The following is a 26,673-nucleotide window of genomic DNA, read 5'->3' as shown; positions in this document are numbered from 1 at the left end:
GATGTTCGCGCCCTCCGCCGGCCTCGGCTCAGCCCTCGAGCACGCCGTCCACGCGACGCGGGATGCCGAGGGGGTTGGCCTCCTGCAGCGCGGCCGGCAGCAGCGGGTCGGGGACGTTCTGGTACGCGACGGGGCGCAGGAACCGCGTGATCGCCGCGGTTCCGACCGAGGTCGTACCCACCGCCGTCGTCGCGGGGTACGGGCCGCCGTGCTGCTGCGCCCACGTCACCGACACGCCCGTCGGCCACTGGTTCCACAGCACCCGGCCGGCCTTCGTGGCGAGGACGGGAAGCAGGTCGGCGGCCACCGCATCGCGCTCGTCGGCGACGAGGGTCGCCGTGAGCTGGCCCTCCAGGAGCTTCGCGACAGCGACGAGCTCGCGCTCGTCGTCGTACTCGGCGACGAGCGCCGCGGGTCCGAACATCTCCGACACGAGAGCCTCGGGGTCGGCGATCACCGCTGCTGCCGTAGTCCGCAGCAGCGCGGGCGCAGGGTCGGCACCGTCGGACGCTGCCGATCCGGCCAGCACCTCGACCCCGTCGTGCTGGGCCGTGGCGTCGAGGGAGCGGCGGAAGCCCGAGGCGATCGACGGGTTGAGCAGCGGCGCGGCGCCCGGCAGCGTGGCCGAGCTCAGCGCGTCGACGATGGCCGAGCCGGCGGGCACGAGCAGCAGACCGGGCTTCGTGCAGAGCTGTCCGGCACTGCCGGTGACCGACGCCACGAACTGCTCGGCGATCTCCGCAGCCCGCCCCTTGGCGGCGCTGCGCGTGACGAAGGCAGGATTGACGCTGCCGAGCTCGCCGTAGAACGGGATCGGCTCGGGACGCGACATCGCGATGTCGAACAGCGCTCGGCCACCGGCGATCGATCCGGTGAACGAGGCGGCCCGGATCTCGGGATGCCGCAGCGCGTGCACGCCGGCATCCGTCCCGTGGATGACGGTGAAGATGCCCGCGGGCGCCCCGGCCGCCGAGAGAGCGGCCGTGACGATCTGGCCCGTCAGATCCGACAGGTGGGGGTGACCGGGGTGCGCCTTGAGCACGACGGCGTTGCCGGCGGCGAGCGCGCTGGCGGTGTCGCCGCCGGCGACGGAGAATGCGAACGGGAAGTTGCTCGCCGCGAAGACGAGGACGGTGCCGATCCCTTCGAGCTGGCGACGGATGTCGGGACGCGGGGCCCCCATGGGATAGTCCGCGACCGCGTGGTCGATACGCGCGTCGAGCCAGGAGCCCTCCGCGAGCACCTCGGCGAACAGCCGCAGCTGGAACGTCGTACGCTTCAGCTCGCCCCGCAGCCGCGCCTCCGCGAGATGCGTCTCACGGCCGGCGAGCGTGACGAGGTCGTCCGCGCGCGCGTCGAGCCCGTCGGCCACGGCCCGCAGCGCCTCACCGCGGACGGCGATCGATGCGGCCCGCCATGCCGTCGACGCATCGGCGGCGAGGCCGACGAACGTGTCGACCTCCGCGATCGGCGTGTCGCCGACGGGCGCCGCGGTGCTGGGCGCCGCTGTGATGGGCGAAGGTGTGGTGGGCGAAACGGGAGCTGTCATGAGCTTTCCTTTCGGGGAGACAGGCCGGCGGCGTCGGCGAAGCCGGCGGCGTCGGCGAAGCCGGCGGGGCCGGCGAAACCGGTGAGATCGACCGGATCGGCGAGATCGGCGAGATCGGCGACGCGGATCGGGGTGCCGATGGGACGGCGGACGAGGGGCTCGACATCCGCCGGCTGCCGGGGGCGACCGGTCTCGTCGCCGACGAGGCACGAGAGGGCGAAGCCGCAGACGCGGCCCTGACACATCCCCATCCCGGGGCGCGCCGTGACCCGCACATCGCGTGCGTCGTCGGCGGCGAGGTCGGACACCGTCGAGCGGACGGCCGAGACCGGCACCTCCTCGCACCGGCAGACGAGGGTGTCATCACGCAGCCAGGTCGCCCACTGCTCGGGCACGGGGCTCGCCCGGTGCATCCCGACAGCGAAGCGACGGCCGCGCGCGATCCGCCGGCGCAGCCGACGCGCGGTCACGGCCGGGACGCCGAACCCGGCGTCGACGGCGGCCGCCAGCGCGGCGAGCTCGCCCTCGGCGCACGACTGCACGGCACCGCCGATCCCGGTCGCCTCACCCGCCGCGTAGAGACCGGCGACGCTCGTCCGCTGGTTCTCGTCGACGACCGCGATCAGCGAACCGTCGACGTCGATGCGCGTCTGGGCACCCGCCCCGACGACGAGCTCGATCTGCGGGGTGAAGCCCCAGCCGAACGCGACGAGGTCGACGTCGAGGGCACGCTCGGTCCCGGGTCGCACGCGACCGGCGGCGTCCACCCGCGCGATCGTCGCGCCGGTCACCCGCCCGTCGCCGGAGACGGCGGTGACGACCGTGCGGGTCCGAAGCGGGATGCGTTCGCGGACGAAGGTCGCGGCGTAGCCCGCCCCCTCGAGGAGCTTGCCCGGCTCCTGCACGGCCCGCAGCGGGGTCGCCGCCCAGCGCGAGAGGGCGTTCGCCTCGCAGACGGCGACGACCTCGACACCGGCACGCGCGAGCCCGGCGGCGACCGACAGCAGGAAGGGCCCCGTGCCCGCCACGACGGCTCGGCGACCGGCCGCGACCTGATTCGCCTTGAGCATCGCCTGCACGCCGCCCGCCGCCATCACGCCGGGGAGCGTCCACCCGGGCACGGGCAGCTGCCGGTCGTAGGCGCCGGGGGCCAGCACAACGCGGCGGGCGCGGATCGAGCGGTCGCTCGACGTCTCGGCATCCGTTCCCGTCACGGCGGTGGTGCGCAGCAGGAAGCCCGCGTCGGCGTCGCCATCGATGCGCCACACCTGGCGACCCGAGCGGTGCACCACCCGTCCCGCGTCGAGCTGACGGCGCAGCCGGTCGCGCAGTCCGCGGTAGTGATCCCAGTGGTGATGCCCGGTGTGCTCGGGCTCGGCGAAGGCGTCGAGGTTCCGCTCGTCGGGATGCCGCCAGTACTGGCCGCCCGTCTGCGTCCCGGCGTCGACGAGCGCGACCCGCAGCCCGGTCTCGGCCGCGGTGACGGCGGCCGAGAGTCCGGCCGGCCCCGCGCCGACGACCGCGAGATCGACCGGAGCGGCCGCGTCGGGTCGCTGCGACGCGCTCATGCGTCGGCCCCGTCTGCGGGACGCGCCGGCAGCGGCAGGGGTGCGCGCGGGTCGTCGCTGCGGACGTCCTGACCCGGTCGCGCCGGAGTGACGCAGGCGCGCTGCGATCGCTGTCCGTCGACGCTCAGCAGGCAGTCGTAACAGACCCCGATGCCGCAGAAGAGTCCGCGCGGTTCGCCGCTGCCCCGTGTCGTGCGCCACGACACGACGCCGGATGCCGCGAGGGCGCCGCCCACCGTCTGACCGGGGCGGAACGGCACGATGGAACCGTCGAAGCTGAACGAGCTGTCACCCGGGAAGTCCGCGCTCATGCCGCCACCGCCTCGGCGAAGCGTTCCGGACGGAAGGCGTCGAGCGGCAGGTCGGTCTGCTCGCCGCGCAGCGCCTGCACGATGAGAGCCGCCGTGCCGACCGACAGGCCGATGCCGGCGCCCTCGTGGCCGGCGGCGTGCCAGAGCCCGGGAAGCCGGGCGTCGGGGCCGATGACGGGCAGGTGGTCGGGGCAGTAGGGCCGGAGGCCGGAGTAGGTGCGCAGGATCTGCACATCGGCGAGCACGGGGAACAGCTCCGCGCCGGCGCGTGCGACGCGGCCCACGGCCTCGGCCGAGAACGCCGTGTCGAAGCCGACGCGCTCTCGGCTCGCGCCCATGAGGATCGTCCCGCTCGGGGTCCCCTCGACCACCGACGACACCTGCAGTCCGGCATCCGACGAGGCCACGTTCTGCACGTACTCGGCCGCGTACACCTTGTGCCGCACGGTCACGGGCACCGGTTCGGTCACGAGCACGAATCCGCGCCGGGGCAGCACGGGCAGCTCGAGCCCCGCGAGGGCGGCGATCTCGCCCGCCCAGGGGCCGGCGCAGTTGACCACGACGCCGGCATCGATGGCGCCCGCGCTCGAGTCGATGCCGATCGCGCGGCCCGAGCGGGTGCGGATGCCGGTCACCGTCACTCCCGTCATCAGCCGGGCTCCGCTATCGCGGGCGAGCCGCAGCAGATGGTGGGCGGCGAGCACGGGCTGCACCTGGGCATCGTCGGGGTAGTAGACCCCGCCCGCCATCTCGGGGTTCAGGTAGGGCTCGATCCCGTGCAGCGCGGCGATGTCGGGGACGTCTTCGGCGCGGATGCCGAGCGAGCGCTGATGGTCGGCGAGCGCATCGAGAGCCGTCTTGCCGGCGTCGCTCGCCGCGACGACGAGGCCGCCCTTCGATTCGAACTCCCACCGCGAGGCGTGCTCAGCGAGCTCGCCGCGCCAGATGCGCTGCGAGTGCAGCGCCAGCTCGAGCTCGGGCCCGACCTCCTTGTCGCTCACGAGCAGGTTGCCCTCGCAGCGGCTGGTGGTGCCGGCGGCGATGGTGCCGCGTTCGACCACGGTCACCGAGAACCCGGCTGCACTGGCGGCTCGGGCCACGGCGGCGCCGACGATTCCCGCGCCGATGACGAGGACATCGGGGCGCCCGGGGCGATCGGTCATGTTCCGACGCCCCCTGCCGCGGCATCCTGACGTGCCGGGGCCTCGCCCGACCAGTCGGTCAGCACGTGCTCGATGTGGCGGTGCACGAGGTCGCGCGCAGCTGCGGCGTCGCCCGCCTCGATCGCGTCGAGCATGAGGTCGTGCTCGTGGGCCGAGGCGACCAGGCGCCCCTGCTCGTGCAGGCCCGCGAGCCCGAACAGGCGGGTCTGCGAGCGCAGGCCCGCCACGAGGTCGACCAGGCGGGTGTTTCCGGCGTAGTGGAGCAGCGCGAGGTGGAAGTCGCTGTCGGCGGCGAGGTATTCGACGAGATCGCCCGACTGGGCGCCCGCGACGATGTCGGCGGCCTTGCGCCGGAGCTCGGGGAGCGCCGAGGCCGGGATCAGGGGCGTCGCCCGCTCGACGGCGGGCGGCTCGAGCATGAGGCGCAGCTCGGTGACTTCGCGCAGGTCGCGTTCGGACACCTCGGTGATCTGGAAGCCGCGGTTGGGGATCGTGACGACCAGCCCTTCACGCGCGAGATCGAGCATCGCCTCACGGATCGGGGTGGCCGAGACGCCGAACTGCTCGCCGAGGCTCGGGGCCGAGTAGACCCGGCCGGGCTGCAGCTCGCCGCTGATGACCGCGGCCCGGAGCGCGCGAGTGACGGTCGAGCGGATGCTGGGCTGCTTGTCCAGTCGCACCACGTTGCGGAACTCGGGCGTGCTCATGTCGTCTCCTCCGATGCGGACTCCCGCCGCATGACCTCCATGATCCCCTGCACGACAGCGAGGTCCTCCCAGGCCATGCCGACCCCGGTGTAGACGGCGGGGGCTCCGGAGCGTCTCACCACGTCGCCTGCGACGAGCTCCACGAGGTTCGCGGGCGCGGCGAGCGGCGTTCCGCCCACCGCTGCGGCCGCGAGGTTCCCGTTCTCGCGCACAGCCGAGGCGCGGGCTTCGACCACCACGTCGGCCGCCCGCACGAGCTCGGCGCCGAGCTCCCGGTGGTCGAGCCCGTGGGCGCCCACGGCGGCGACGACGGCTCCGGGGGCCACATCGGCGAGGTCGAGGACGGGCGTGCTCGACGATGTCGCGGCGACGACGACGTCAGCACGGCGCACGTCGGTCGGTGCGCCGGCACGGGTGTCGAGACCGCGGCGGCGCAGCGTAGCGACGGCATCCGCCACCCGCTCCGGCGTGCGGCCGATGATCGTGACGTGGGCGACGGGAAGGATGGCGGCGAGCGTCGATGCGTGCTCGATCGCCTGCGGGCCCGATCCGAGCACCGCGAGGTGTTCGATTCCGGGCCGCGGTGCGTCCGGGTCAGCGGCGAGCAGACCGCGGACGGCGACGGCGGTGACCGCGGGCGTCCGCAGCGTCGTGAGCCGCGTGCCGTCCACGATGGCCGAGGGCTGGAGCGTCTCGCGATCGAATAGCAGATACCACGCACTGATCTTCGGCAGCCCGAGCCGGCTGTTGCCGGGGGCGATCGTGGCCACCTTGATTCCGGCGGCGTCCGGTGACTCCGACGGCATGAGCAGGAAGTCGCCCGACGACAGCGGCGCGAAGATGCGTTCGTGGTCGGTCTCGACGTCGAGACCGGAGCGCAGCGCGGCGGCGATCGCCTCGACGGCCGCGGCCGGGGTCATCGCCCGCTCGATGTCGGCGGCGGAGACGACGGGCACGCCGGCCGGCGCCGACGTCACAGCACGAACCCTTCGGGGAACGGGTCGCTGGGGTCGAGCATGTACTGCGCCGTGCCGGTGACCCATGCCCGGCCCGTGATCGTCGGGATGACGGCGGGGATGCCGGCGACCTGGGTCTGCTCGACCAGGCGCCCGGTGAAGGAGGTGCCGATGTACGACTCGTTGACGAAGTCGGTGTGCAGCGGCAGCTCGCCGCGAGCGTGGAGCTGCGCCATGCGCGCGCTCGTCCCGGTGCCGCACGGCGACCGGTCGAACCAGCCGGGGTGGATCGCCATCGCGTGGCGCGAGTGGCGTGCGGTCGAGCCCGGCGCCTCGAGGTAGACGTGGTGGCAGCCGCGGATGGTGGAGTCGACCGGATGCACCGGGTTGTCGGTCTCGTCGACGGCGGCCATGATCGCGAGGCCGGCTCGGAGCAGGTCGTCCTTGCGCGAACGATCGAACGGGAGTCCGAGGTCGTCGAGCCGGACGATCGCGTAGAAGTTGCCGCCGAAGGCGAGGTCGTAGGTGACGGGACCGAAGCCCGGCACGTCGAGCACGCGGTCGAGCGCGACGGCGAACGACGGCACGTTGCGTATGGTGACGCTCTCGGCGTGGCCGTCCGTCACGGCGACGTCCGCGACCACGAGGCCCGCCGGGGTGTCGAGGCGGATGGTGGTGACCGGCTCGACGACCGGGACCATCCCCGTCTCCACCAGCACCGTGGCCACGCCGATCGTGCCGTGACCGCACATCGGCAGGCAGCCCGACACCTCGATGTAGAGCACACCGAAGTCGGCGTCGGCTCGGGTCGGCGGCTGCAGGATCGCCCCGCTCATCGCGCTGTGCCCCCGCGGTTCGTTCATCAGCAGAGGGCGCAGGCCGTCGTTCTCGGCCATGAACCGCTGCCGCCGCTCCTCCATCGTGGCGCCGGGCAGGGTGCCGACGCCGCCGACGATCACCCGTGTCGGCATCCCCTCGGTGTGGGAGTCCACGGCGTGGAAGACGCGCTTCGTACGCATGACGTGCCTTTCGATCGTCGGCGGCGGGGCGGGTTCAGCGGGGATCGCGGATCAGCGGTAGCCCTTGCTCAGCACGGCCTCGGTGTCGGCGATGATACGCGCGGCGACCTCGTCGGGCAGAGCCAGGCGCGGGGGCCGCGTCGTGATGTTCGTGAGGACGCCGGCGACCTGCTGCGAGAGCTTGATCGCCTGGACGAACCACGTCTTCGAGTCCCAACGCAGCAGCGGGTGCAGGTCGCGGTAGATCTCGCGCGCCCGGACCCAGTCCTGCGGGTCGTCCGAGGTCGAGAGCGTGTAGAGCTCGACGGTCGCGGCGGGGATCGCGTTGGGGTAGCCGGCCACCCAGCCGACCGCGCCGTTCAGCCCGAGCTCGAAGACGACGTCATCCGACCCGATGGAGATGTCGAGCCCCGGAGCGAGCTCGCGGATCTCGTAGGCGTGGCGGACATCGCCCGAGAACTCCTTGACCGAGACGATGAGTCCCTCGGCGAAGAGGCGGGCCAGCAGGTCGGGCCGCAGATCCACCTTCGTGTCGATCGGGTTGTTGTACGCGAGGATCGGCAGGCCGACGGCCGCGACGCGGCGGTAGTGGTCGACGACCTCGTCGTCGCTCGCGCGGTAGGCATTGGGCGGCAAAAGCATGACGGCCGGGGCGCCGTTCTCGGCGGCGTGCTCCGCGAAACGGACGCTCTCGAGAGCACCGTACGCTCCGACGCCGGGGATGACCGCCGCGCCGGGCGCGGCCTCGACGGCGGTGAGGAAGACGCGCTTGCGCTCCTCCTCGGTGAGCGTCTGGTACTCCCCCAGCGAGCCGTTCGGGATGATGCCGGTGACGCCGTTCTGCGTCGCGAAGCGCACGAGCTCAGCGTACGCGTCGTAGTCGACGGACAGGTCGTCGTGGAACGGCAGCGTGGTCGCGAGGTTGACGCCGTGCCAGGGCTTGCGGTCGGTCATGAGTCGTTCTCCGATCTGGCGATGTCAGGCGCCGGTGACAGTGCAATTGCAATGGTATCTGGTTTACGGGCGGGCGGAAGAGTGAGCCGGTGGCGCGTCTCCTCATTGCCTGCGCGGTCGGTCGCGGCGAACTCGATCACCTGCTCGTCGTCGGTGAGAGCGCGCACGAAGGCCTCCTGGAACGTCGCCCAGAAGGTCCCTTCGCCCTCCCATCGGATGCTGTCGACCCCCGAGACATCGTCGGATGCGACGAGGGTGATCTCGACGGCGGCGCCCAGGTCTTTCACGCGCGCCTCGGTCCGGGGCGGCACGGTGTCGATCGCGAGCTCACGGTGCGCCGAGCTCGCCCGGCCGTCCGCATCGACGGCACGCGCCTCGACGTGGACGACGCCCTCCCGGTCGATGACGACCGGCTGCTCAGCCGGAACCCAGGGACCGTCACCGAGGCGCAGCTCGACCCGGGCACCCGGCGACGAGAGCACCTCGACGGCGGGCCGGGCGGTGAACCATCCCGAGGCCGCCGGCGCCGGCGTGACCACGAGGTCGACGCTCGGAGGCATGGCGGCGTCCGGCGCGACGGCGATCTCCGCGATGAACTCGCGTGCAAGTCCGTCGGCGTCGGGTCCGGCGGCGGCCCCGACGGACTCGAGCGCCGCCGTGACGACGGCGCGGGCTTCGGTTCCGCTGATGAGGGCTTCGGCCACGCCGCCTCGGCACACCGCGACGAGGCGCGCGAGCAGGCCGGTCTCGTCGCGCGGAGCGGGGGAGGCCCACAGGTCGTCGATGAGCGTCGTCGCGTCGGGACGCCGCCGCGCCGGAACGCCCGTGTCGACGCCCGCGAAGCCGATCGTCCGGTCGTCCGCTCGCGAATAGAGGTGGTAGCGCGCGTCGGAACCGTTCCAGATCGGTTCGAAGCGGAGCCCGGCAACGCGCACCGCACCCGTCACCGCGAGCGCGCCGGCGACGTCGGCGACCTCGGCGCGGACGCCGCCGCCCGGCATCCGCATGGCATCCCAGGGACGCCCGATGGTCGTCGTGGCGTCGTCGCGCGCGACCAGCACGTGGGGCCCGAACGCGAGACTGCGAAGGGCGGGGTCATCGATCGTCGGCTCGGACTGGAGCGCCGCCGGCAGCGTCAGCTCGACGGTCTCGTCGTCGCGCCAGACGCGGTCGATCGTGACGAACCCGCCGGGGTGCGCGCTCCCGCCGACCGGGTGTCCGTCGACGACGATCGCGGCGGCTCCATCGACCCACGTCGGGATCCGCAGATGCAGGGCCAGCGGAACCGCCTGCGCACCGACGGTCCGCACCCGGACGGTCACACGCTCGGAATAGGGGTGCTCCTGATCGATCTCGACGCGCAGACCCCGCTCGTCCCAGTGCAGCTCGGCGGGCGTGTACCGCGCGATCCACAGCGCCGAACCCGCGGCATCGGTCTCGGCGTCGGTGCCGGGGTCGCGGAAGAAGATCCCCGCGTGGTGGCTCACGTGGTTCTCGAGCCCGGTGCCGCCGCAGCACGTGCCCGTGTTGTCGTACTCGGGGAGGGCGCCGGGGTGCACCGGGAACATGTAGGTGACCTCGGGGCTCTCGTCGGAGTCGACGGCACGACGCGATCCGAGGATGTGGTTCAGCCGCGCCCGCTCGGCGTAGTCGAGGAACCGGGGGGCGAGCGTGTGGCCGAAGAGCGTCTCGGCCAGCTTGACGAGATTGTAGGTCGCGCACGTCTCGGCGTTGCGCCGGCCGATGTCGCCCGCCACCGTGTCGGCCGGGCCCCACAGCTCGTTCTCCCCCGTGCCGCCGTGGGCGTACATGCGACCGGGGACGATCTGGTCGAAGATCCCGACCGCGGCGTCGAGGTACCGGCGCTCGCCGGTCAGCTCGTACTCGCGGACGTAGCCGACGAGCTGGGGCAGGTGCTGGTTGGCGTGCATGCCGTCGAGGATGTCGCGGCCGCTCGACCCTGCATCCAGCAGGTCTCCCTGATCGAACGCCTGCGCCGCCGCGAGGAAGCGCGGCTCGTTCGCGGCGGCGCTCAGGCGCGCAAGCGTCTCGTTCATTCCGCCGAACTCGCCCGCGATGTAGAGCGACCACATCCGCTGACGCCGGTCGTGGTCGAGCTTCTCCAGCCGCGACGCGACCCAGTGCCCCATGGCCGTCACGACCTCGAGCGCCTGGCGGTTGCCGACGAGCTCGTAAGCGTCGAGCAGTCCGGCCATGAGCTTGTGGCAGGTGTAGTACGGCGCCCAGATCTCGCCGTAGGGCGCGAAGTGCTCGAGGCGGGCGAACTGCCACTCGCCCGAGGCGAAGAGGAGACCCGGATGCGAATAGCGCCCGGTGGCGGCCTGCGCCGTCTGCACGTCGGCGAGGCCGCCCACGAACTCGTCGACCTTGGCGCGCAGGTCGTCGTCGTCTTCCGCCGCGGCCGCCAGCGCGAGCATCGACAGGAAGTGGCCGGCGTAGTGGCCGCGCAGGAGGTTGGCCGTCTGTGCGGCCTCGCGGCCGGGATAGTCGTGCTCGCCCCATGCCTCCTCTGCGGGGTGTCCGAACCCTTCCCAGGCGCCGGGCGGCATCGCGCCGCGCGTGTCGATGCCGGCGCCGACGCGGAAGACCGCGAGCAGCCGGTCGACCGGGTACACCCGGGCGAGGTGGAGCATCCGGTCGCGCGCGGAGGCGAACGCGCTCGTCGCGCCGAGGCGCACGGACCCGTGGGGGAAGGGCACCGCGCGGGGTGCGGTCTCCGTCATCGCGCGTCCGCCAGCTGGGCTCGCGTCCACGCCTCGACCTCGCCGGCGGAGATCGGCAGCCCCGCCGACAGGACGTCCGAGCCCGTCTCCGTGACGAGCACGTCGTCCTCGAGCCGCACGCCGATGCCGCGCAGCTCGGGCGGGAGCGTGAGGTCGTGGGCGTGGAAGTAGAGCCCGGGCTCGACGGTCATGACGACGCCGGGCTCGAGGGCCGCGCCCATGTAGTCCTCGTAGGGAGCCTGGCTGCAGTCGTGCACGTCGAGACCGAGGTGGTGGCCGACGCCGCACGCGAGGTACCGGCGGTGCTGCTGCCCCTCGGGCGAGAGCGCCTCGTCGACCGACACCGGCAGCAGACCCCAGTCGTGCAGGCCCTGCGCGACGACCTCCATCGCGGCGAAGTGGAAGTCGAGGTACTCCACACCCGGACGGATGCGGTCGAGGCCGGCGCGGTGAGCCTTCTCGACGAGGTCGTGCACCTCGCGCTGGGCCCGGGAGAACGTCCCGCTCGCGGGAACCGTGCGGGTCACATCCGCGGTGTAGAGCGAACGCGCCTCGACCCCCATGTCCAGAAGCAGCGCGGCATCCGGCACGACGTCGCCGTCGCACCGCACCCAGTGCAGGATCGGCGCGTGCGCGCCCGACCCGACGATCGTGGAGTAGCCCGGACCGTTGCCGAAGGTGCGGGCGTGCCGATCGAAGGTGCCCTGCAGCCACCGCTCGCCGAGGCCGTCGGCGATGGCCCGCGGCACTTCGGCGACGACCGCGGCGAACCCCGCGACCGTCGCGTCGACGGCCTCGCGGAGCTGTCCGATCTCCCACGCGTCCTTGATCATGCGGAGGCGAGCGAGCGCACGCTCGAGCTCGGGCGACACCGCCGCGCCGACCTCGGCGGCGAGGCTCGCCGCCGAACGCGCGGCGGCAGCGCCCCGCAGCTCGCCGTGACGGCGTTCGAGCGCGGCGAGCGGCTCGACCGTGATGCCGAGCGCGTCGGCCCACTCCGGCAGGCCGGCCGATGGTCCGACCCAGAGCTCGCCGTGGTTGGCATCCGAGAAGAATCCGGCGTCGCCCGGGCGGAAGGGCGGCGGCAGGTAGAGCACCGCATCGTGCCCACCGGCCGTCGGCCACAGCACGAGCACCGCGCCCTCGACCTGGCACGCCGTCAGCCAGACGAACCCGCTGTCCGCCCGGAAGCCGTAGTGGGCGTCGTCGTTCCGGACGGGAGCGTGGCCGGCCGCGGCGACGAGCGTCTGCCCGGGCAGTGCAGCGCTCAGGCGGTCCCGGTGGGCGGATGCCGCGGCGGCGGCCCCCGCGGGCAGCTGCGGGCGGGTCGGCACGTCGGCCCAGTCGCGCGAGACGAACTCGGTGAACGCGGGAACCTGCGTCAGGCGCGGGTACCGCGTGCCCGCGTACGGCGGCCGAGCGGTGTCGGGGGTGCTCATCGCTTCTCTCCTCCTCGGTCGCGGACCAGCTCGCGGAGCCGCGTGAAGGTGCGGCCCGATCCGATGCCGTCGTGCTCGAACTCGTTCGTCACCCACGACTGCGCGTTGCCGATGCGCGAGAGGGTGTCGAGCTGCAGCCCCGCGTCGACGTACATGTCGTCGAAGTACACCGCCGCGGCCAGCGGCACGTCGTTCGCCGCGAGCCGGTCGAGGTCGTACAGCGGGGTCCAGTCGGCGCGCTCCGCGAGCGCCTGCACGGCGCCCCGGAACCCGCGGAGCAGACGCACCTCGTCGAACATCCACGGAAAGGCCATCTCGCCGGTGAACAGCAGCGGACGGCGGCCCTCGTCGAACTCGGGGCGACGGTCGCGTTCGACCTGCGCCGCCCACGCGGTCGGTCCGCTCGCCGGGTCGCCGTAGATCGATTCCTGCAGCGTCCAGAAGAGCGGGTTGCCCGCGCTGGAGCTGAGCGCCTGCACGTCGGCGAGGAACGCCTCCGAGAGCCGGCCCGGACGCGCGAACGCCTTCTCGACGAGCCAGTGCAGGCGCTCGTGGCCGGGCTTCATCCCGAGGTCGATGCCGAGAGACTGGAACCGGTGCACGGTCAGCACGTCACCGTCGGGGAGGCTGACGTCACCGTCGGCGAGGCGGTCGGCGATCCGCGCGATCGCCTCGGCGTCGCCGGGGAACCGCCGGTACAGCTCCGCTGTCTTCGCGGCGACGCGGTCGAAGGTGCGGGCATAGACCTCGGCCGCGCGCGGCGGGGTGCCCGGGATGCCGCCGCAGACGTAGCAGGCGGTCAGTGCGTCGGGGGCCAGCGACAGGTAGGTGAGGGTGAGGAACCCGCCGTAGCTCTGCCCGAGGGTCGCCCACCGCCGTCCGCCGTACAGCGTCTCGCGGACGTGCTCGAGGTCGCGGACGATCGAGTCGGCACGGTGCAGCGCCAGCAGGTCGGCGCCAGCCGCGGCGTCGAGGCCCGCGACGTCGACGGCTTCGAGGGGGGTACTGCGGCCGGTGCCGCGCTGGTCGACGAGCACGACCCGGTAGTCGCGCAGGGCCTCGTCGATCCAGCCGTCGCGCCGCAGCGGTCGCGGGTTCGCCCCGCCGGGCCCGCCCTGCAGGAACGCGAGCAGGGGCAGATCGTCGCGGGCGCGCTCGGGGTCGACGAGCTCGCGCACGAGCAGCTCGATGGTGCCGGCGGTCGCGGAGCCGGCGCTCCAGTCGAGGGGGACGTCGATGCGACGCTCGGCGACCCGGATGCCGGGAAGGTGGTACTCGTTCGTCATGATGCCTCCGTGTGGATATCGGATGCGGCTGCCGTCGCGCGGGCCCGCCGGGCCTTCTCGGCGGCGCGCCGGCGCCGGTCCCACTCGGGATTGATGCGCGGCACCGCCGCGAGCAGCGTACGGGTGTACTCGTGCTGCGGGCTCTCGAAGATGCGATCGCGCTCACCCGTCTCGACGATCGAGCCGCGGCTCATGACGGCGATCCGGGTCGCGATCTGACGGACGACGGCGAGGTCGTGGGCGATGAAGAGGTAGGCGAAGCCCTCGTCGCGCTGCAGCGACGTGAGCAGGTTGATCACCTGGGCCTGCACCGAGACGTCGAGCGCCGACACGGCCTCGTCGCAGATGACGAGCTTCGGCCCGACGGCGAGCGCGCGCGCGATGCCGATGCGCTGGGCCTGACCGCCCGAGAACTGCGCCGGATAGCGATCGGAATGATCGGGGTTCAAGCCCACCCGTTCCATGAGCGAGCGAGTGAACGCCCGCGCCCCTCCCGGGATCTTCCGGTTCTGATACCGCAGTGGCGCCGTCACGAGTCGCTCGACGGTGTGCTTGGGGTTCAGCGATGAGTACGGGTCCTGGAAGATCACCTGCACGTCGCTGCGGAACGCATGAAGCTCGGCGCCCCGCAGGTTCGTGACATCGCGCCCCTCGAACTCGATCGTGCCCGCCGTCGCGTCCATGAGGCGAGCGACGAGGCGCGCGGCGGTGGACTTGCCCGACCCCGACTCGCCGACGAGCGCGAGGGTCTCGCCGCGCCGGATGTCGAGGTCGACCCCGTCGACGGCGCGGAACGTGCTGGTGCGCGAGAACATCGTGCTGCCCGGGCTCGAGAACTCCTTCACGAGGCCCCTCGCACGGCACAGCGGCGTGGTCTGGTCGGTCATGCCGTCTCCTCCTCGATCTCGTGCGCGTTCTCGTGCTGGATCTCATGCTCCGCGACGATGGCGATGTCGGTCGTGCGCAGCTCCCCGATCGCGTCGTCGATGCGCGGCACCGCATCGAGCAGGCGCCGCGTGTACTCCTCCTGCGGGTCGCTGAAGACGTCCTCCACGCTGCCGCGCTCGACCATCCGGCCCGCGCGCATCACGACGATGTGCTCGGTCACCTCGCTGACGACGGCCAGGTCGTGGGTGATGAGGATGACGCCGGCGCCCGTGTCGCGCCGGATCTCCGCCAGAAGGTCGAGGATCTGCGCCTGGACGGTCACGTCGAGGGCCGTCGTGGGCTCGTCGGCGATGATCAGCTCGGGCTCCATGCTGAGGGCCATCGCGATCATGATGCGCTGGCGCATCCCACCCGAGAACTGGTGCGGGTAGTGGTCGACGCGTTTCGCGGCATCCCGGATGTGCACGCGCTCCATCGCTTCGATCGCCACCCGCCGGGCCTCGCGCCGCGAGACGCCCGATCGGTGCGACCGGTACGCCTCGGCGATCTGCGTACCGACGGTGTAGTACGGGTTCAGAGACGACAGCGGATCCTGGAAGATCATCGCGATCCGGTCGCCCCGCACGTGCCGCATCTCCCTGCCCGGCAGGGTCAGCAGGTCGCGACCGTCGAAGGTGACCGAGCCCGAGGCGCTTCCGCCCTGGGGCAGCAGCCCCATGATCGCGAGGCTCGTCATCGACTTGCCCGACCCCGACTCGCCGACGATGCCGAGGGCACCGCCGCGCGGGACGGTGAAACTCAGGCCGCCGACGACGCTGACGGCACCTCCGGCGGTGCGGAACTGCACCGTCAGGTCGTCGACGCGCAGCAGGTCATCGCTCGACGCGGGTGACGTCGCCATCGGCATCCTCTCTGTGCTGGTGCTCAGGCCGCCGCTCATGCTCGCGCCGCCGTCCGCACGCGGGGATCGATCGCCGCGTAGAGCAGGTCGACGACGAGGTTCCCGACGATCACGAAGAAGGCCGACAGCAGCGTGACCGCCATGATGACCGGCTGGTCGTTCGACGAGATCGAGTCGGCGGTGAGCTTGCCCACGCCGTTGAGGCCGAAGACCGTCTCGGTGATGACCGCGCCGCCGAGGAGGCCCGCGACATCCATCCCGAAGATCGTCACGATCGGCGTGAGCGCCGGGCGCAGCGCGTGTCGCCGCCAGACGAGACTCGGCCGCAGCCCCTTCGCGTGCGCCGTGCGGACGAAGTTCTCCTGCAGGGTGTCGATGACGTTGGCCCGGGTCAGCCGCGTGTAGACGGCCGCGTAGCCGACGGCCAGGACGATCCAGGGCATGAGGAAGTTCAGGAACCACTGCACCGGGTCGTCGGCGAACGGCACCGCCTGCGGGAACGGGAGCCACCCGAGCGAGACGACGAGCACGAACTGCAGGGCGAGGGCGAGGACGTAGTTCGGGATCGACATCGACCCGAGGGTGAGCCCCGCTACGAGCCGATCGGTGAACCGGCCCTCGCGCACGGCGCTGAGCACCCCGCCCACGACGCCGCCCACGAGCCAGAGCACCGCGGCGCCGATGGCGATCGTCGCCGAGATCGGCAGCCGCTGCACGATCATGTCGCCGACGAGCTGGCCGGTCTGGAAGGAGTAGCCCAGGCAGGGCGCGCCGCACACCACGGTCGCTCCGGCGATCTCGTACTCACGGCCGACGAACAGTCCGGAGACGTACGTGAAGAACTGCGTGAGGAACGGCTGGTCGAGGCCGAGGTTCGCGCGGATCTGGTCGATGCGCTCGGGCGTGCAGTTCTTGCCGCAGATCTGCACCGCCGGGTCGGGCGAGAGCACGAAGAAGATCACGAAGGTGAACAGCGTCACGAGGAAGAGCACGACGACCATGCCGGTCGCGCGGGAGAGGACGAAGCGGGTCACGCGCGCACCTCCGCGCTGCCGACGAGCGCGCGGATGCGGTCGCCGAGGGTCGTGAATGAGAGCACGAGCAGGAAGAGGAACGCGCCCGGGATGAGGAAGTACATCGGGTCGACGGCGTACCAGGGTGCGGCGGAGGCGATCATCTGCCCCCAGCTGGGCGTGGGCGGCACGACGCCGACGCCGAGGAACGAGAGCCCCGCCTCGGTGCCGACGTACCCGGGCACGGCGAGGGTCGCCATCACGATGATCGTCGAGGAGAGGTTCGGCAGGATCTCGCGGAAGATGATCTGCACGCTCGAGGCGCCCGACGCTCGGGCCGACTCGACGAACTCGCGCTCCTTGAGCGACATCGTCTGCGACCGCACGATGCGCGCGAGGTACGGCCAGCCGAACAGCGAGATCACCACGACGAGCAGCAGCACGCGGTTGTCGGCCGGGAGCGCCGAGAGGATCGCGATCATGAAGATGAGGGCGGGGAAGGCCATGAGGAACTCCATGACCCGCGAGATGACCGTGTCGACCCACCCGCCGAGGTAGCCCGCGAGCATGCCCAGCACGACGCCGAGAACCGTGGTCAGCAGCGTCGCCGAGAGCGCGACGGTCATCGAGACCTGCGCCCCGTAGACGATGCGGGCGAAGATGTCGCGACCGTTGCCGGGCTCGACGCCGAACCAGTGCTCGGCGCTGATGCCGCCGAGGGGTCCGATCGGGATGGCGCCCATGTTCGGGTCGATCGCGCTCTGGTCGAACTGGTACGGCGACCAGCCGCTGATCTGCACGATCACCGGTGCGAAGACGGCCATGAGCAGCACGAGCACGATGTAGGCCAGCGAGAGCATCGCGGGCACATCGGTGAGGAAGCCTCGGAGGAGTTTCCGGCCGGATGCCGGGCGGGATTCCACCGACTCGTCGAGAGTGGAATCACCGCCCGGTGCGGCCTCGACCTCGAGGGGGGCCGAGCTGAAGGTCATGTCAGCCCTTCGACGGGTCCTTCAGACCGACGATCGTGAGGTCGGTCATGTTGGTGTTGGGGATGTAGCCGGCGATGTTCGACCCCGGCAGGAAGATGCCGTTCTCGAAGACCATCGGCGCGATCGGAGCGAGCTCCATGATCTGCTCGTCGAGTTCGCCCCAGGCCTCGTTGGCGGCGTCGACGTCGGTCATCGCGCGGATCTCGGCGATGCGCTCGTTGACGGCGGGATCGTTCAGCTGGGCGAGGTTCTGGTTGCCCTTCTCGGTGATCGCGGCGCCGTCGAACAGCGGCGGGATGAACGTGCTGGCGCTCGAGGCCCAGTCGGGGCACCATCCGGTGATCGCGGCGTTGTTCTGCTGCGCCGGCGTCGCGATGGTCTCGTAGTAGATCGAGGTGTCGATGACGTTGAGCTTCACGTTCGCCCCGATGCGCTCGAGACCCTGCTGCACCGCCTCGGCCTGCGCCTGGGCGACGGGAGTCGTGCGGATGTCGAGGGTGAACTCGAAGCCGCCGCCGAGTCCCGCCTCCTCGAGGAGCGCCTTCGCCTCGTCGACATCCCCGGTGTTGTCGTCCGACGGGTAGAGGTCGTAGTCGAGGTGCCCGTTGACGGCCGGCGGGATGATCGTCGTCGCGACATCCGCGAGCTGGTTGCCGCCGGAGGCGTTCTGGATGCTGGCGCGGTCGAGAGCCCAGTTCACAGCCTGGCGCACGCGCACGTCGTCGAAAGGCGGCTTCGTGGTGTTCAGCGACATGTAGGTCGTGCAGTAGGCCGGCGCGGTAATCGCACGCTCCTGCAGTTGCGGCGTCTGGATGCGGGGAAGGGTGGCCCCCGCGATCTTCGCGGCGATGGCGTTCTGGTCGGCGCCCTGGCCCGCGATCATCCGCTCGTCGATCGTTGCGCCGTCGATGCCGATGTCGAACTGCCACTGATCGGGGTAGGCCTTGCGCACGTCGTCGCTCGAGGACTCCCAGTGCTCGTTGCGCACGAGCGTGATGGTGCTGCCGGGCGTGTAGGCGTCGAGGGTGTACGGGCCCGAGGCGATGACGTCGTTGATGAACTCGTCGCCTCCGCCGGAGCCGATCGGGAAGGGGACGGCGTTGGGCTGGGCGAGGACGTTGTCGAACTCGGGGAAGGGAGCCTTGAGGTGGAAGACGATCGTCTTCTCGTCGGGGGTCTCGATCGTGGCCAGGTCGCCCGAGACGTAGGGACCCTGGTAGTCGGCGGGAGCGTCGATGACCGTCTTGAGGTAGGGCGAGCCGATGCCGATCTGGGGGTCCCAGGCGCGGGAGATGCCGAACTCCATCTCCGCCGAGGTGATCGGCTCGCCGTTGTCGAAGAACAGGTCGTCCTTGAGGGTGTAGGTCCACGTGAGTCCGTCTTCCGACACCTCGCCGAGCCCCGTCGCGAGGTCGGGCACGATCGCGTTGGGGTCGTCGGAGTCGCCGGCGGCCTGCATCGTGAGTCCGCGGTACAGCAGGCGGTAGAAGGCGTTGACGCCGCCGTCCCAGCCCCGAGCGGGGTCGAGGTACGAGAAGTCGGCGTTCTGGAGCATGTGGACGGTCCCGCCGGTCTGGGGTTGTCCGTCGGCTCCGGTCTGCTGCGGCGAGCCGCCGCCGTTGCCGGCGCTGCACGCCGTCAGGGCGAGCGCCATGGCCGTTCCCGCGGCGAGGATGCCGGCGATTCTCCTGGTGGTCATCGGTGGACCTTCCCTTTCTCTGCTCCATTGCGTCGAGTGCTGTCCATAAAACAACATCACGGTGCAATGTGCAATTGCACGATCACGCTGCATCCGTTCTACGCGCTCGGAATCACCGTCGTCGACCCTGTGACACGATCGTCACGCGATCACGCTGTTTCTTCACACGCGCGAAACACGCGGCGGCCCGCTGCCGCGGAGGCGGCGGCATCCGCTCCGGTCGAGGACGGTCGGAAACGACCTGGCGCGGGTCAGCCGCGGATCAGGGAAGCGGGCAGATGGCGACCGATGCGAGGTCACCGTCCATCTGCTCGGGCGTCCAGGGCAGACCGGCGGACGGAACGGTCTCGCCTTCTGCGGCGGGCGCCTTGGACGCGATGGCGGCGAGTTGCCAACCCAGCACGCGGATCGCCTCGGCCGAGGCACGCGAGTTGTTCAGGACGGCGACGACCGTGAGCCCCGTCTCGCGGTCGGCGAAGGCGACCGTCTGATAGCCCGGGACCGCGCCGTACTGCCCGATGAGCGACCCCGCCTGATAGGTGCCGCCGTCGACCGTGTACCAGGTCGGCACACTTTCGGCGATCGGGATGGGCGCTCCGAAGCGCTCACCGTCGTCGAACGGGCGCAGTCCGGTCGCGAGCGCGCGCGCGTAGCGCCCGAGGTCGTCCGCCGTCGTGACGACGCCCGACGCCGTGAACCCGGCGGAGGGCGACAGCGCGGTGAGGTCGACGGCGTTGGCGCAGTCGGGAGCGCCTTCGGGGGTCAGCACCGACTGCACGCCGTGGAGTCCCAGCTCGGCGGTCCGGGCCGGCAGCGAGGAGCTCTGCATTTCGAGAGGCTCGAAGACGTAGCGCTGGAACAGTTCGGCCGCCGTACTGTTCGACGCCCGCTCGAGCGCCATGCCGAGCAGCACGTAGCCCGCGTCGGAGCCGTCGAACGACCCGCCCCCGGTCGGACCGGATGCGGCGAGGCCGTAGGCGAGGAGCTCGTGGGGCGCCCACGGGCGCGCCGGGTTGGCTTCCCACCGGCCCTGGAGCTGGGGTTGATACGAGCCGAGGCCCGACGTGCCGTCGCAGAGCTGCTCGAGGGTGACCACGGGCGTCGCGGGGAAGCCGATGATCCACTGCGTCACGGGGTCGTCGAGGCCGACGGTGCCGTCGGCCGCCATGCCGTAGAGCACGTCGCACGTCATCGCCCGGGTGACGGGCCCGGCCTTGAAGGAGTCGTCGGCGGTCACCTCGGTGCCGTCGGGGTTGGCGCCGAACCCCTGCACCCATTCGCCCGACCACGGGACCCAGACGCCGGCGATCGCGCCGGAGGACGCGGTCATCGTCATGGCCCGCTCGACCGCCGCGGTGAGCTGGGCCTGCGTGTCACCGCTGATCTCGCCGTCGACCTGCGCGGGCGTCTCCACCGCGTCGACACCCGAGGGAGCACACGCCGACAGACCCAGCGCGAGGGCGATCGCGACGGCGATTCCCGCGCTCCGACGGCGTCGAGTCGCACGCATTCCTCAGCCACCCCCCTGATGTATGCCTCAAGTGAATCACACCGCTCCGGTGCATTCCGCGAACCTAGGGTGGGACGCATGACCCACGCTTTCGACGCCGATGCCATTGCTGGCGTGCTCCGTCACATGAACGACGACCATCGCGATGACAACCTCCTCATCGCCCGCGCGTTCGGGGAACCGGATGCCGCTTCGGCGGTGATGACGTTCTTCGACGGCGACGGCGGCGAATGGCAGGCGACGCTGCGAGACGGCGGCACGCGGGACCTGCGGGTGACGTGGCCCGGCGGCCCGATCACCGAGCGCCGCGAGGTCCGCCGCGAGATCGTCGCGCTCTACGACGCCGCGTGCGAACGACTCGGGATCGAGGCGCGTCCGCACGACTGAGCGTTACGGATTCGTTAAGACCTGTCCGAGAAAGCTTCAGGTTAGCTGACCCTAAGTGCTACTGTCGGGCCATGCCTGAGCCGATCCCGTTCTCGACCGCTCTTCGCGAGCGCTCCAGCTCCGCCCACTCCGGCAGCGAAGGCGCCGGATTCATGTCGGATCTGATGCGCGGAGAGGGCACCCGCGACGACTACGTCGCCCTCGTCGCGCAGCACTGGTTCATCTACGAGGCCCTCGAGGAGGCCGCCTCCCGCATGGCGGCCGACCCCGTCGCAGCCGCCTTCGTCAGCGAGAAGCTCACCCGGTTGCCGGCCCTCGAGGCCGACCTCGAGTTCCTGATCGGGCCGGATTGGCGCGACCGGATCGCCCCGCTGCCGACGACCGAGCGGTACGTCGCGCGCATCCGCGAGGTGGGGACGACATGGCCGGGCGGCTTCGTCGCCCACCACTACACCCGCTACCTCGGCGACCTGTCGGGCGGACTCTTCATCGGCAAGATCATGGCGCGCCAGTTCGGCTTCGAGACGAACGGCATCGGGTTCTACATCTTCGGCGACATCGCCGACCCGGCGGCGTTCAAGGACCGTTACCGCGACGAGCTCGACGCGGCACCGTGGGACGAGGCAGAGCAGCAGCGCGTCATCGACGAGGTGCTGGTGGCGTACCAGTTCAACACCGACCTGTTCACCGACCTCGCAGCGGCGAAGGCCGGCGGGATCGCCTCGGTCGTCGCCTGACCCGCACCTCCGGTCACATGCCGGCGGCGCGGACGGCGGCCATGAAGCGCCGCACGTCGTGATCGACCAGGATGTCGCTGGGTCGCAGCGGCCGCGACAGGTACAGCCCGTCGAGGGATGTCAGGCGCGACAGCGCGACGTACGTCTGCCCGGGGGCGAACGCACCCGAGCCGAGGTCGACGATCGCCCGGTCGTAGGTCTTCCCCTGTGACTTGTGGATGGTCACGGCCCACGCCAGCCGCAGCGGGAACTGGGTGAACTCCGCGACGATCTCACGGGTCAGCTTGCGGGACGCCGGGTCGTAGGCGTAGCGGAACCTCTCCCAGACCGCCGGTTCGACGTCGTGCTCCTCGCCGTCGAGCTCGACCCGCACCGACGAGCCGGCGATGCGGGTGACCGTGCCGATCGAGCCGTTGACCCAGCGGGGGCCGTCCCCGCCGTATCCGGCGATGTCATTGCGGAGGAACATCACCTGAGCGCCCACCTTGAGCTGCAGCTCGGGGTCGGCCGGATACGAGGTCTCGCCGCGGCCGAAGTCTCCGCTGACGTCGGCCTTCGCCGTCTGCACGGGTCCGGTCAGGGCGTCGAGGTGACGCTGATTGATGCGGTTCACGGCGTCGTTGCGGGTGGCCAGCGTGATGACGGGCGGCTCGTCGCCGGTGGGCGGCGGCGGCGTGCGCGCGCCGGCGGCGTTGAGCGCCGCGGCGATGTCGGCGGTGACGACGCCGTAGCGGACGGCGTTGAGCATCTCCTTGAAGCCCGCATCCGCCTGGCGGTGGATCTCGCCGAGCTCCGCGATGTGCAGCGGGGCTCCGACACGTCCGAGATCGAGCAGTCCGTCCGAGCGGATCGCCCCGGCATCGGCCTTCGGCCCCGCCCACACCTGCGCGTCGAAGAACCAGAACGAGCGGTAGTGGTCGCGGATGTACTTGAGCTCATCGCCCCGCGGCGGCACCGGCGAGAGCTGATAGGGGTCGCCGAACATCACGACCTGCACTCCGCCGAACGCCTCGGAGCGGCGCCGCCGCGCCTGGCGCAGCGACCGGTCGATGGCATCCATGACATCCGCGTTCACCATCGAGATCTCGTCGATCACGAGCGTGTCGATCGCGTTGAGGATGCGCCGGGTCGCTTCGGACTGCTCCAGCTCGCTGTCGGCGACGAGGCCGATCGGCAGGCGGAAGAGCGAGTGGATCGTCTGGCCCTCGACATTGAGCGCGGCGACTCCCGTCGGCGCGCAGATCGCGATCTGCTTGTCGGTGTTCCACGCGAGGTGCTGCAGCAGCGTCGACTTGCCGGTGCCGGCACGTCCGGTCACGAAGACGTGGTCGCGCGTCGTCTCGATGCGACGGAACAGTGCCTCCTGCTCTGCGGAGAGAGGGGGCAAGGTCACCGATTCATGGTAGCCACAGCCGAGCCTTCCTAGACTTGTGCTGTGCAGGAGGCGCAGACGACGCAGGATGCCGCGGTCGGCGAGCCGTCGCGCGCGCCCGGCACACCGGGGCGGCCCGCCCCCGGGGGCAGGCGGAGCGAACGGGGTCGGCGTCGCCTCGCCCTCGAACTCACCGCCATCGGCATCCTGTCCGTGCTCGCCCTCGGGGCTCTCGGCGTCGGCGGCGTCGCGGTGTACCGGACCCTCTACAGTCCCGCCGCGTTCGTCGAGCGCTACCTGTCGCTGCTGAGCAGCGGCAGCGCCGCCGATGCGCTCCGCCTGCCGGGAGTGGCGATGGATTCGGCGGAGCTCGCCGCGGCGGAGCTGCCGGCGACGGCCTCGGAGGTGCTGCTGCGGCGCGCCACCCTCGCCCCGCTCTCGGAGGTCTCGGTCATCGGCGAGCGCGTGCGCGGAGATGTGACCGAGATCACCGTCACCTATCTCGCGAACGGCCACCGCGGCCGCACGCAGTTCGACGTCGAGCAGGACGGCTGGATCGGGGTCGCCCCGGCGTGGCGCTTCGCCCGCAGCCCGCTTTCGGCGATCGACCTGACGGTGCGCGGCGCGACCCGCTTCTCGGTGAACGGCTTCGAGCTCGACACGCGGCAGGTCGCACCCGACGGGGTGGATGCCGATCCGCTCGTCCCCGTCTCGATGCTCGTCTTCTCGCCCGGCGCGTACTCGATCGCCGTCGACACCGCCACCGCGACGACGCCGGGGGTGGCAGTCCTCTCCGATGCCCCGCAGAAGTCGGTCCCGGTCGATCTCCAGACGCAGCCCACGCCGGAGTTCGTCGAGGTGGTCCAGGACCGGGTCGATGAGTTCCTCGCCTCGTGCGCGACGCAGCAGGTGCTTCAGCCGACCGGGTGTCCGTTCGGATACTTCGTGCGCAATCGGGTCGAGGGCGTCCCCCAGTGGTCGATCGCGCAGAACCCCGAGATCGAGGTCGTTCCCGATGGGGCTCAGTGGGCGATCCCGAGCACTCGCGCCGTCGCGCACATCGACGTCGACATCCGGTCGATCTACGACGGACGCCTGAACGAAGTGTCGGAGGACGTGGAGTTCTTCCTGACCGGCAACATCACGATCCTGCCCGACGGCACGGCATCCATCCAGGTGTCCGCCGACCAGGGCTGAGCATCCTCATCCCCCGCACCGGCCCTCCACGCGGCAGGTCCGAGCGCGACCTCAGCTGCGCGCGGCGTCGCGGCGCGCCAGCTCGGCGAGGCGGTCGTTGTACTCGTCGAGCTCGACGTCGCCCGCGCGGTCGACCTGACGGTCGCGGCGGCGCTGCATCCGATCGTCCGAACGGCTCCACTGGATGGCGACCGTGATCGCGAGGATGAGCGTGGGGATCTCACCGACCGACCACGCGACGCCGCCGCCGCTGTACTGATCCTCGAGCGGGGTGGCTCCCCAGGTGCGGCCCATCGAGCCGAACCACTCCGCGGCGAACAGGCCCGACGACATCATGATGGCGATGCCGAAGAAGGCGTGCATCGCCATCACGGCGATGAGCGTGAGCAGCCGGAACGGATACGGCAGGCGGTAGGGCACCGGATCGATGCCGATGAGCGACAGGACGAACAGGTACCCGGAGATCAGGAAGTGGACGACCATCCACTCGTGGCCGATGTGGTCGTAGAGCGACCACCGGAACAGGTCGGTGTAGTAGAAGACCCAGAGCGACCCGATGAACATGATCGACGCGAAGGCGGGGTGCGTCACGACGCGCGAGAACGGGGTGTGCACGGCCCAGAGGATCCACTCGCGTCCGCCGCGGGTACCGTCGTCGCGCTTGCGGATGGCGCGTGCGGCGAGTGTCACCGGCGCTCCCGCGACGAGGCAGAGCGGAATCGCCATCGACAAGAGCATGTGCCCCACCATGTGCAGGCTGAACAGGTAGTCCTGGTAGGCGTTGATGGGACCGCAGGTCACCCAGAGCAGCAGAAGCAGACCGAACACCCACAGCGCCGTGCGGTAGAGCGGCCACCGGTCGCCGCGTCGCCGCAGGCGCCGGACGCCCGCGAGGTAGAAGAACAGGCCGAAGCCGGCGGCGAAGACCCACAGCAGGTCGACATCCCACGTCGTGAACCAGCGGGCGATCGTCAGCTCGGGCGGCAGCACCGACCCGGTCAGGACCTGAGCCGGCGTCAGCTCTTCGGGGAGGGAGGTGTCGACGGGCGGGGGCGTGCGGGCGAGTGCGGCGGCGGCACCGCTGGCGATCCCCATGAAGACGATCTCGACGGTGACGAGCAGCCAGAAGACCCGGGCCGCTCCCGACGAGGCGAGCTTCGTGATGAGCCGGCCGCGATACGAGGCGCCCAGAACCCCCATCGCGATGAGAGCGACGACCTTGACCAGCAGCAGTGCACCGTAGGGCGAGAGCAGGTTCTCGGGCGAGAGGACGCCGAGCGCGGCACGGACCGTACCCGAGACCGCGACGACGATGAACGCCGCGAGGGCGATGCTCGAGTACCGCGAGACGACCGCGACCATGTCCGCGCGCGCCACCACCGGTCGGATGATCACGAGCAGCAGGAGCCCGCCGAGCCAGACCGCCGCGGCGACGATGTGCAGCGCGAGGGCGGTGACGGCGATGTTGTGATTCGCCTCCTCGCCCGAGTGCCCCTGCGTCGCCATCGGGACGAGGGATGCCGCTGCCAGCACCGCCACGATGAGCGTCGAGGTCCACCCGCGCACCGCGAAGGTGAGCACCGTCAGCACCGCGCCCGCGATCGTGGTCAGCAGCCACGCGCGCCCGGCCTCGGTGTCGACGAGGAACCGGCCGAGCTGCTGGCCGAACTCGGCACTCGCACTCGGGGCCGCGCCGAGAAGGTTGAGGAAGGTGAAGAACGCGGTCGCAGCGCTGGCGACGGTGAACACCGCCGCCGAGATCGACGCGGTGTCGAGGGCGGTGTCGAAGGGCCGCTCCCCCGCACGCAGGGCGAAGAGCGCCACGACGAGGGATCCGACCATGCCGGCCGCCGACAGGTTGACGATCAGCTTGATGACCGGCAGACCCCACCGCACGACGGGGCCCGGGTCGAGCAGCTGCAGCGGAGCCGCCCCACCACCGGCCGCGAGGCCGATGAGGACGACGATGACAGCCGACACAGCGAGGATCGCCGGTCCGGCGAGGCGCTGCGCTCGGGATTCCACCCGACAAGCCTACGGCGGCCCGCTGCCCCGGGAGGTCGGAGCCGTGAGGTCCCACTTCGGCCGGGTATGCGGGCCGGGTTTCCGGCCCAACTGGGACCTCGCGGGGCGGGGGGCGGGGCGGGGGTGGGGGGGTGGGGCGGGGGGCGGGGCGGGGCGGGGACGACGGAGGGGGGTTCCGGAACGCAAACCCCAACCCGGGAAAATACTGCTATACATTAAAGCAGCCAAAAACAAATAAACCGCCGTCACCAATACA

22 protein-coding genes are annotated in these 26,673 nt (G+C 71.4%); 3 read left to right on the top strand and 19 right to left on the bottom strand.

Annotated features, from left to right (window positions below):
• Positions 1-28 precede the first annotated feature (28 nt).
• The 17 genes from ACPYN5_RS08335 to ACPYN5_RS08255 form a co-directional block, all read right to left on the bottom strand.
• Positions 29-1,549: an aldehyde dehydrogenase (NADP(+)) gene (locus ACPYN5_RS08335; protein ID WP_424448515.1), complete on the bottom strand. Its 1,521-nt coding sequence runs from the start codon at positions 1,547-1,549 to the stop codon at positions 29-31.
• Positions 1,546-3,117, bottom strand: a complete 1,572-nt coding sequence (locus ACPYN5_RS08330) for an FAD-dependent oxidoreductase (protein WP_424448514.1) — start codon at positions 3,115-3,117, stop codon at positions 1,546-1,548. The genes ACPYN5_RS08335 and ACPYN5_RS08330 overlap by 4 nt, the downstream gene beginning before the upstream one ends.
• Positions 3,114-3,428: a (2Fe-2S)-binding protein gene (locus ACPYN5_RS08325; RefSeq protein WP_424448513.1), complete on the bottom strand. Its 315-nt coding sequence runs from the start codon at positions 3,426-3,428 to the stop codon at positions 3,114-3,116. Before ACPYN5_RS08325 ends, ACPYN5_RS08330 begins: the two co-directional genes overlap by 4 nt.
• The gene (locus ACPYN5_RS08320; RefSeq protein WP_424448512.1) at positions 3,425-4,591 is read right to left on the bottom strand and encodes an NAD(P)/FAD-dependent oxidoreductase; all 1,167 of its coding nucleotides are present in this window, start codon (positions 4,589-4,591) and stop codon (positions 3,425-3,427) included. The genes ACPYN5_RS08325 and ACPYN5_RS08320 overlap by 4 nt, the downstream gene beginning before the upstream one ends.
• The gene (locus tag ACPYN5_RS08315; protein ID WP_424448511.1) at positions 4,588-5,298 is read right to left on the bottom strand and encodes a GntR family transcriptional regulator; all 711 of its coding nucleotides are present in this window, start codon (positions 5,296-5,298) and stop codon (positions 4,588-4,590) included. The genes ACPYN5_RS08320 and ACPYN5_RS08315 overlap by 4 nt, the downstream gene beginning before the upstream one ends.
• Complete coding sequence (locus tag ACPYN5_RS08310; protein WP_424448510.1) at positions 5,295-6,275, bottom strand: ornithine cyclodeaminase family protein; 981 nt, start codon at positions 6,273-6,275, stop codon at positions 5,295-5,297. Before ACPYN5_RS08310 ends, ACPYN5_RS08315 begins: the two co-directional genes overlap by 4 nt.
• A complete protein-coding gene (locus ACPYN5_RS08305) occupies positions 6,272-7,273 on the bottom strand; it encodes a proline racemase family protein (protein WP_424448509.1) in 1,002 nt (333 codons plus the stop codon). The genes ACPYN5_RS08310 and ACPYN5_RS08305 overlap by 4 nt, the downstream gene beginning before the upstream one ends.
• Before the next feature lie 51 nt (positions 7,274-7,324).
• On the bottom strand, positions 7,325-8,227 hold the full coding sequence (locus ACPYN5_RS08300) for a dihydrodipicolinate synthase family protein (protein ID WP_424448508.1): 903 nt from the start codon (positions 8,225-8,227) through the stop codon (positions 7,325-7,327).
• A complete protein-coding gene (locus ACPYN5_RS08295; protein WP_424448507.1) occupies positions 8,224-10,971 on the bottom strand; it encodes a beta-L-arabinofuranosidase domain-containing protein in 2,748 nt (915 codons plus the stop codon). Before ACPYN5_RS08295 ends, ACPYN5_RS08300 begins: the two co-directional genes overlap by 4 nt.
• Positions 10,968-12,410 (bottom strand): aminopeptidase P family protein, encoded by a 1,443-nt coding sequence (locus tag ACPYN5_RS08290; protein ID WP_424448506.1) that lies wholly within the window; start codon positions 12,408-12,410, stop codon positions 10,968-10,970. Before ACPYN5_RS08290 ends, ACPYN5_RS08295 begins: the two co-directional genes overlap by 4 nt.
• Positions 12,407-13,696, bottom strand: a complete 1,290-nt coding sequence (locus ACPYN5_RS08285; RefSeq protein WP_424448505.1) for an alpha/beta fold hydrolase — start codon at positions 13,694-13,696, stop codon at positions 12,407-12,409. The genes ACPYN5_RS08290 and ACPYN5_RS08285 overlap by 4 nt, the downstream gene beginning before the upstream one ends.
• Positions 13,693-14,583, bottom strand: coding sequence for an ATP-binding cassette domain-containing protein (locus tag ACPYN5_RS08280; RefSeq protein ID WP_424448504.1), 891 nt, complete (start codon positions 14,581-14,583; stop codon positions 13,693-13,695). Before ACPYN5_RS08280 ends, ACPYN5_RS08285 begins: the two co-directional genes overlap by 4 nt.
• Positions 14,580-15,485: an ABC transporter ATP-binding protein gene (locus ACPYN5_RS08275; RefSeq protein ID WP_424448503.1), complete on the bottom strand. Its 906-nt coding sequence runs from the start codon at positions 15,483-15,485 to the stop codon at positions 14,580-14,582. The genes ACPYN5_RS08280 and ACPYN5_RS08275 overlap by 4 nt, the downstream gene beginning before the upstream one ends.
• A gap of 35 nt (positions 15,486-15,520) precedes the next feature.
• Positions 15,521-16,519 (bottom strand): ABC transporter permease, encoded by a 999-nt coding sequence (locus ACPYN5_RS08270; protein ID WP_424448502.1) that lies wholly within the window; start codon positions 16,517-16,519, stop codon positions 15,521-15,523.
• A complete protein-coding gene (locus ACPYN5_RS08265; RefSeq protein WP_424448501.1) occupies positions 16,516-17,490 on the bottom strand; it encodes an ABC transporter permease in 975 nt (324 codons plus the stop codon). Before ACPYN5_RS08265 ends, ACPYN5_RS08270 begins: the two co-directional genes overlap by 4 nt.
• A gap of 1 nt (position 17,491) precedes the next feature.
• The gene (locus ACPYN5_RS08260; protein ID WP_424448500.1) at positions 17,492-19,189 is read right to left on the bottom strand and encodes an ABC transporter substrate-binding protein; all 1,698 of its coding nucleotides are present in this window, start codon (positions 19,187-19,189) and stop codon (positions 17,492-17,494) included.
• A gap of 262 nt (positions 19,190-19,451) precedes the next feature.
• Positions 19,452-20,699, bottom strand: coding sequence for a serine hydrolase domain-containing protein (locus tag ACPYN5_RS08255; protein WP_424448499.1), 1,248 nt, complete (start codon positions 20,697-20,699; stop codon positions 19,452-19,454).
• 78 nt (positions 20,700-20,777) lie between these two features.
• Here ACPYN5_RS08255 and ACPYN5_RS08250 point away from each other — a divergent pair, with 78 nt between their 5' ends.
• Together ACPYN5_RS08250 and ACPYN5_RS08245 are read left to right on the top strand one after the other, a co-directional pair.
• The gene (locus ACPYN5_RS08250; RefSeq protein ID WP_424448498.1) at positions 20,778-21,086 is read left to right on the top strand and encodes a DUF2470 domain-containing protein; all 309 of its coding nucleotides are present in this window, start codon (positions 20,778-20,780) and stop codon (positions 21,084-21,086) included.
• Between the two features lie 71 nt (positions 21,087-21,157).
• Positions 21,158-21,823, top strand: coding sequence for a biliverdin-producing heme oxygenase (locus ACPYN5_RS08245; protein ID WP_424448497.1), 666 nt, complete (start codon positions 21,158-21,160; stop codon positions 21,821-21,823).
• 13 nt (positions 21,824-21,836) lie between these two features.
• Here the strand turns inward: ACPYN5_RS08245 and ACPYN5_RS08240 are convergent, their stop codons facing one another.
• On the bottom strand, positions 21,837-23,216 hold the full coding sequence (locus ACPYN5_RS08240; protein WP_424448496.1) for an ATP-dependent DNA helicase: 1,380 nt from the start codon (positions 23,214-23,216) through the stop codon (positions 21,837-21,839).
• 42 nt (positions 23,217-23,258) lie between these two features.
• On the opposite strand from ACPYN5_RS08240, the gene ACPYN5_RS08235 reads away from it, so the two are divergent.
• Positions 23,259-24,392, top strand: coding sequence for a hypothetical protein (locus ACPYN5_RS08235; protein WP_424448495.1), 1,134 nt, complete (start codon positions 23,259-23,261; stop codon positions 24,390-24,392).
• Between the two features lie 51 nt (positions 24,393-24,443).
• Here ACPYN5_RS08235 and ACPYN5_RS08230 read toward each other — a convergent pair whose 3' ends face one another.
• Positions 24,444-26,417: a bifunctional copper resistance protein CopD/cytochrome c oxidase assembly protein gene (locus ACPYN5_RS08230; RefSeq protein WP_424448494.1), complete on the bottom strand. Its 1,974-nt coding sequence runs from the start codon at positions 26,415-26,417 to the stop codon at positions 24,444-24,446.
• Positions 26,418-26,673: the final 256 nt, after the last annotated feature.

This window comes from Microbacterium arborescens (genome assembly GCF_049707515.1).
Lineage (GTDB): Bacteria > Actinomycetota > Actinomycetes > Actinomycetales > Microbacteriaceae > Microbacterium > Microbacterium arborescens_B.
This window is presented reverse-complemented; position numbering and strand designations above follow the sequence as displayed.

What these genes read in the sequence shown, in the direction of transcription:
- ACPYN5_RS08280 (WP_424448504.1), bottom strand. Translation starts at nt 14,583, where the DNA reads ATGACCGACCAGACCACGCCGCTGTGCCGTGCGAGGGGCCTCGTGAAG.
- ACPYN5_RS08265 (WP_424448501.1), bottom strand. Translation starts at nt 17,490, where the DNA reads ATGACCTTCAGCTCGGCCCCCCTCGAGGTCGAGGCCGCACCGGGCGGT.
- ACPYN5_RS08315 (WP_424448511.1), bottom strand. Translation starts at nt 5,298, where the DNA reads ATGAGCACGCCCGAGTTCCGCAACGTGGTGCGACTGGACAAGCAGCCC.
- ACPYN5_RS08300 (WP_424448508.1), bottom strand. Translation starts at nt 8,227, where the DNA reads ATGACCGACCGCAAGCCCTGGCACGGCGTCAACCTCGCGACCACGCTG.
- ACPYN5_RS08335 (WP_424448515.1), bottom strand. Translation starts at nt 1,549, where the DNA reads ATGACAGCTCCCGTTTCGCCCACCACACCTTCGCCCATCACAGCGGCG.
- ACPYN5_RS08275 (WP_424448503.1), bottom strand. Translation starts at nt 15,485, where the DNA reads ATGGCGACGTCACCCGCGTCGAGCGATGACCTGCTGCGCGTCGACGAC.
- ACPYN5_RS08245 (WP_424448497.1), top strand. Translation starts at nt 21,158, where the DNA reads ATGCCTGAGCCGATCCCGTTCTCGACCGCTCTTCGCGAGCGCTCCAGC.
- ACPYN5_RS08330 (WP_424448514.1), bottom strand. Translation starts at nt 3,117, where the DNA reads ATGAGCGCGTCGCAGCGACCCGACGCGGCCGCTCCGGTCGATCTCGCG.
- ACPYN5_RS08320 (WP_424448512.1), bottom strand. Translation starts at nt 4,591, where the DNA reads ATGACCGATCGCCCCGGGCGCCCCGATGTCCTCGTCATCGGCGCGGGA.
- ACPYN5_RS08260 (WP_424448500.1), bottom strand. Translation starts at nt 19,189, where the DNA reads ATGACCACCAGGAGAATCGCCGGCATCCTCGCCGCGGGAACGGCCATG.
- ACPYN5_RS08325 (WP_424448513.1), bottom strand. Translation starts at nt 3,428, where the DNA reads ATGAGCGCGGACTTCCCGGGTGACAGCTCGTTCAGCTTCGACGGTTCC.
- ACPYN5_RS08255 (WP_424448499.1), bottom strand. Translation starts at nt 20,699, where the DNA reads ATGCGTGCGACTCGACGCCGTCGGAGCGCGGGAATCGCCGTCGCGATC.
- ACPYN5_RS08290 (WP_424448506.1), bottom strand. Translation starts at nt 12,410, where the DNA reads ATGAGCACCCCCGACACCGCTCGGCCGCCGTACGCGGGCACGCGGTAC.
- ACPYN5_RS08285 (WP_424448505.1), bottom strand. Translation starts at nt 13,696, where the DNA reads ATGACGAACGAGTACCACCTTCCCGGCATCCGGGTCGCCGAGCGTCGC.
- ACPYN5_RS08305 (WP_424448509.1), bottom strand. Translation starts at nt 7,273, where the DNA reads ATGCGTACGAAGCGCGTCTTCCACGCCGTGGACTCCCACACCGAGGGG.
- ACPYN5_RS08295 (WP_424448507.1), bottom strand. Translation starts at nt 10,971, where the DNA reads ATGACGGAGACCGCACCCCGCGCGGTGCCCTTCCCCCACGGGTCCGTG.
- ACPYN5_RS08250 (WP_424448498.1), top strand. Translation starts at nt 20,778, where the DNA reads ATGACCCACGCTTTCGACGCCGATGCCATTGCTGGCGTGCTCCGTCAC.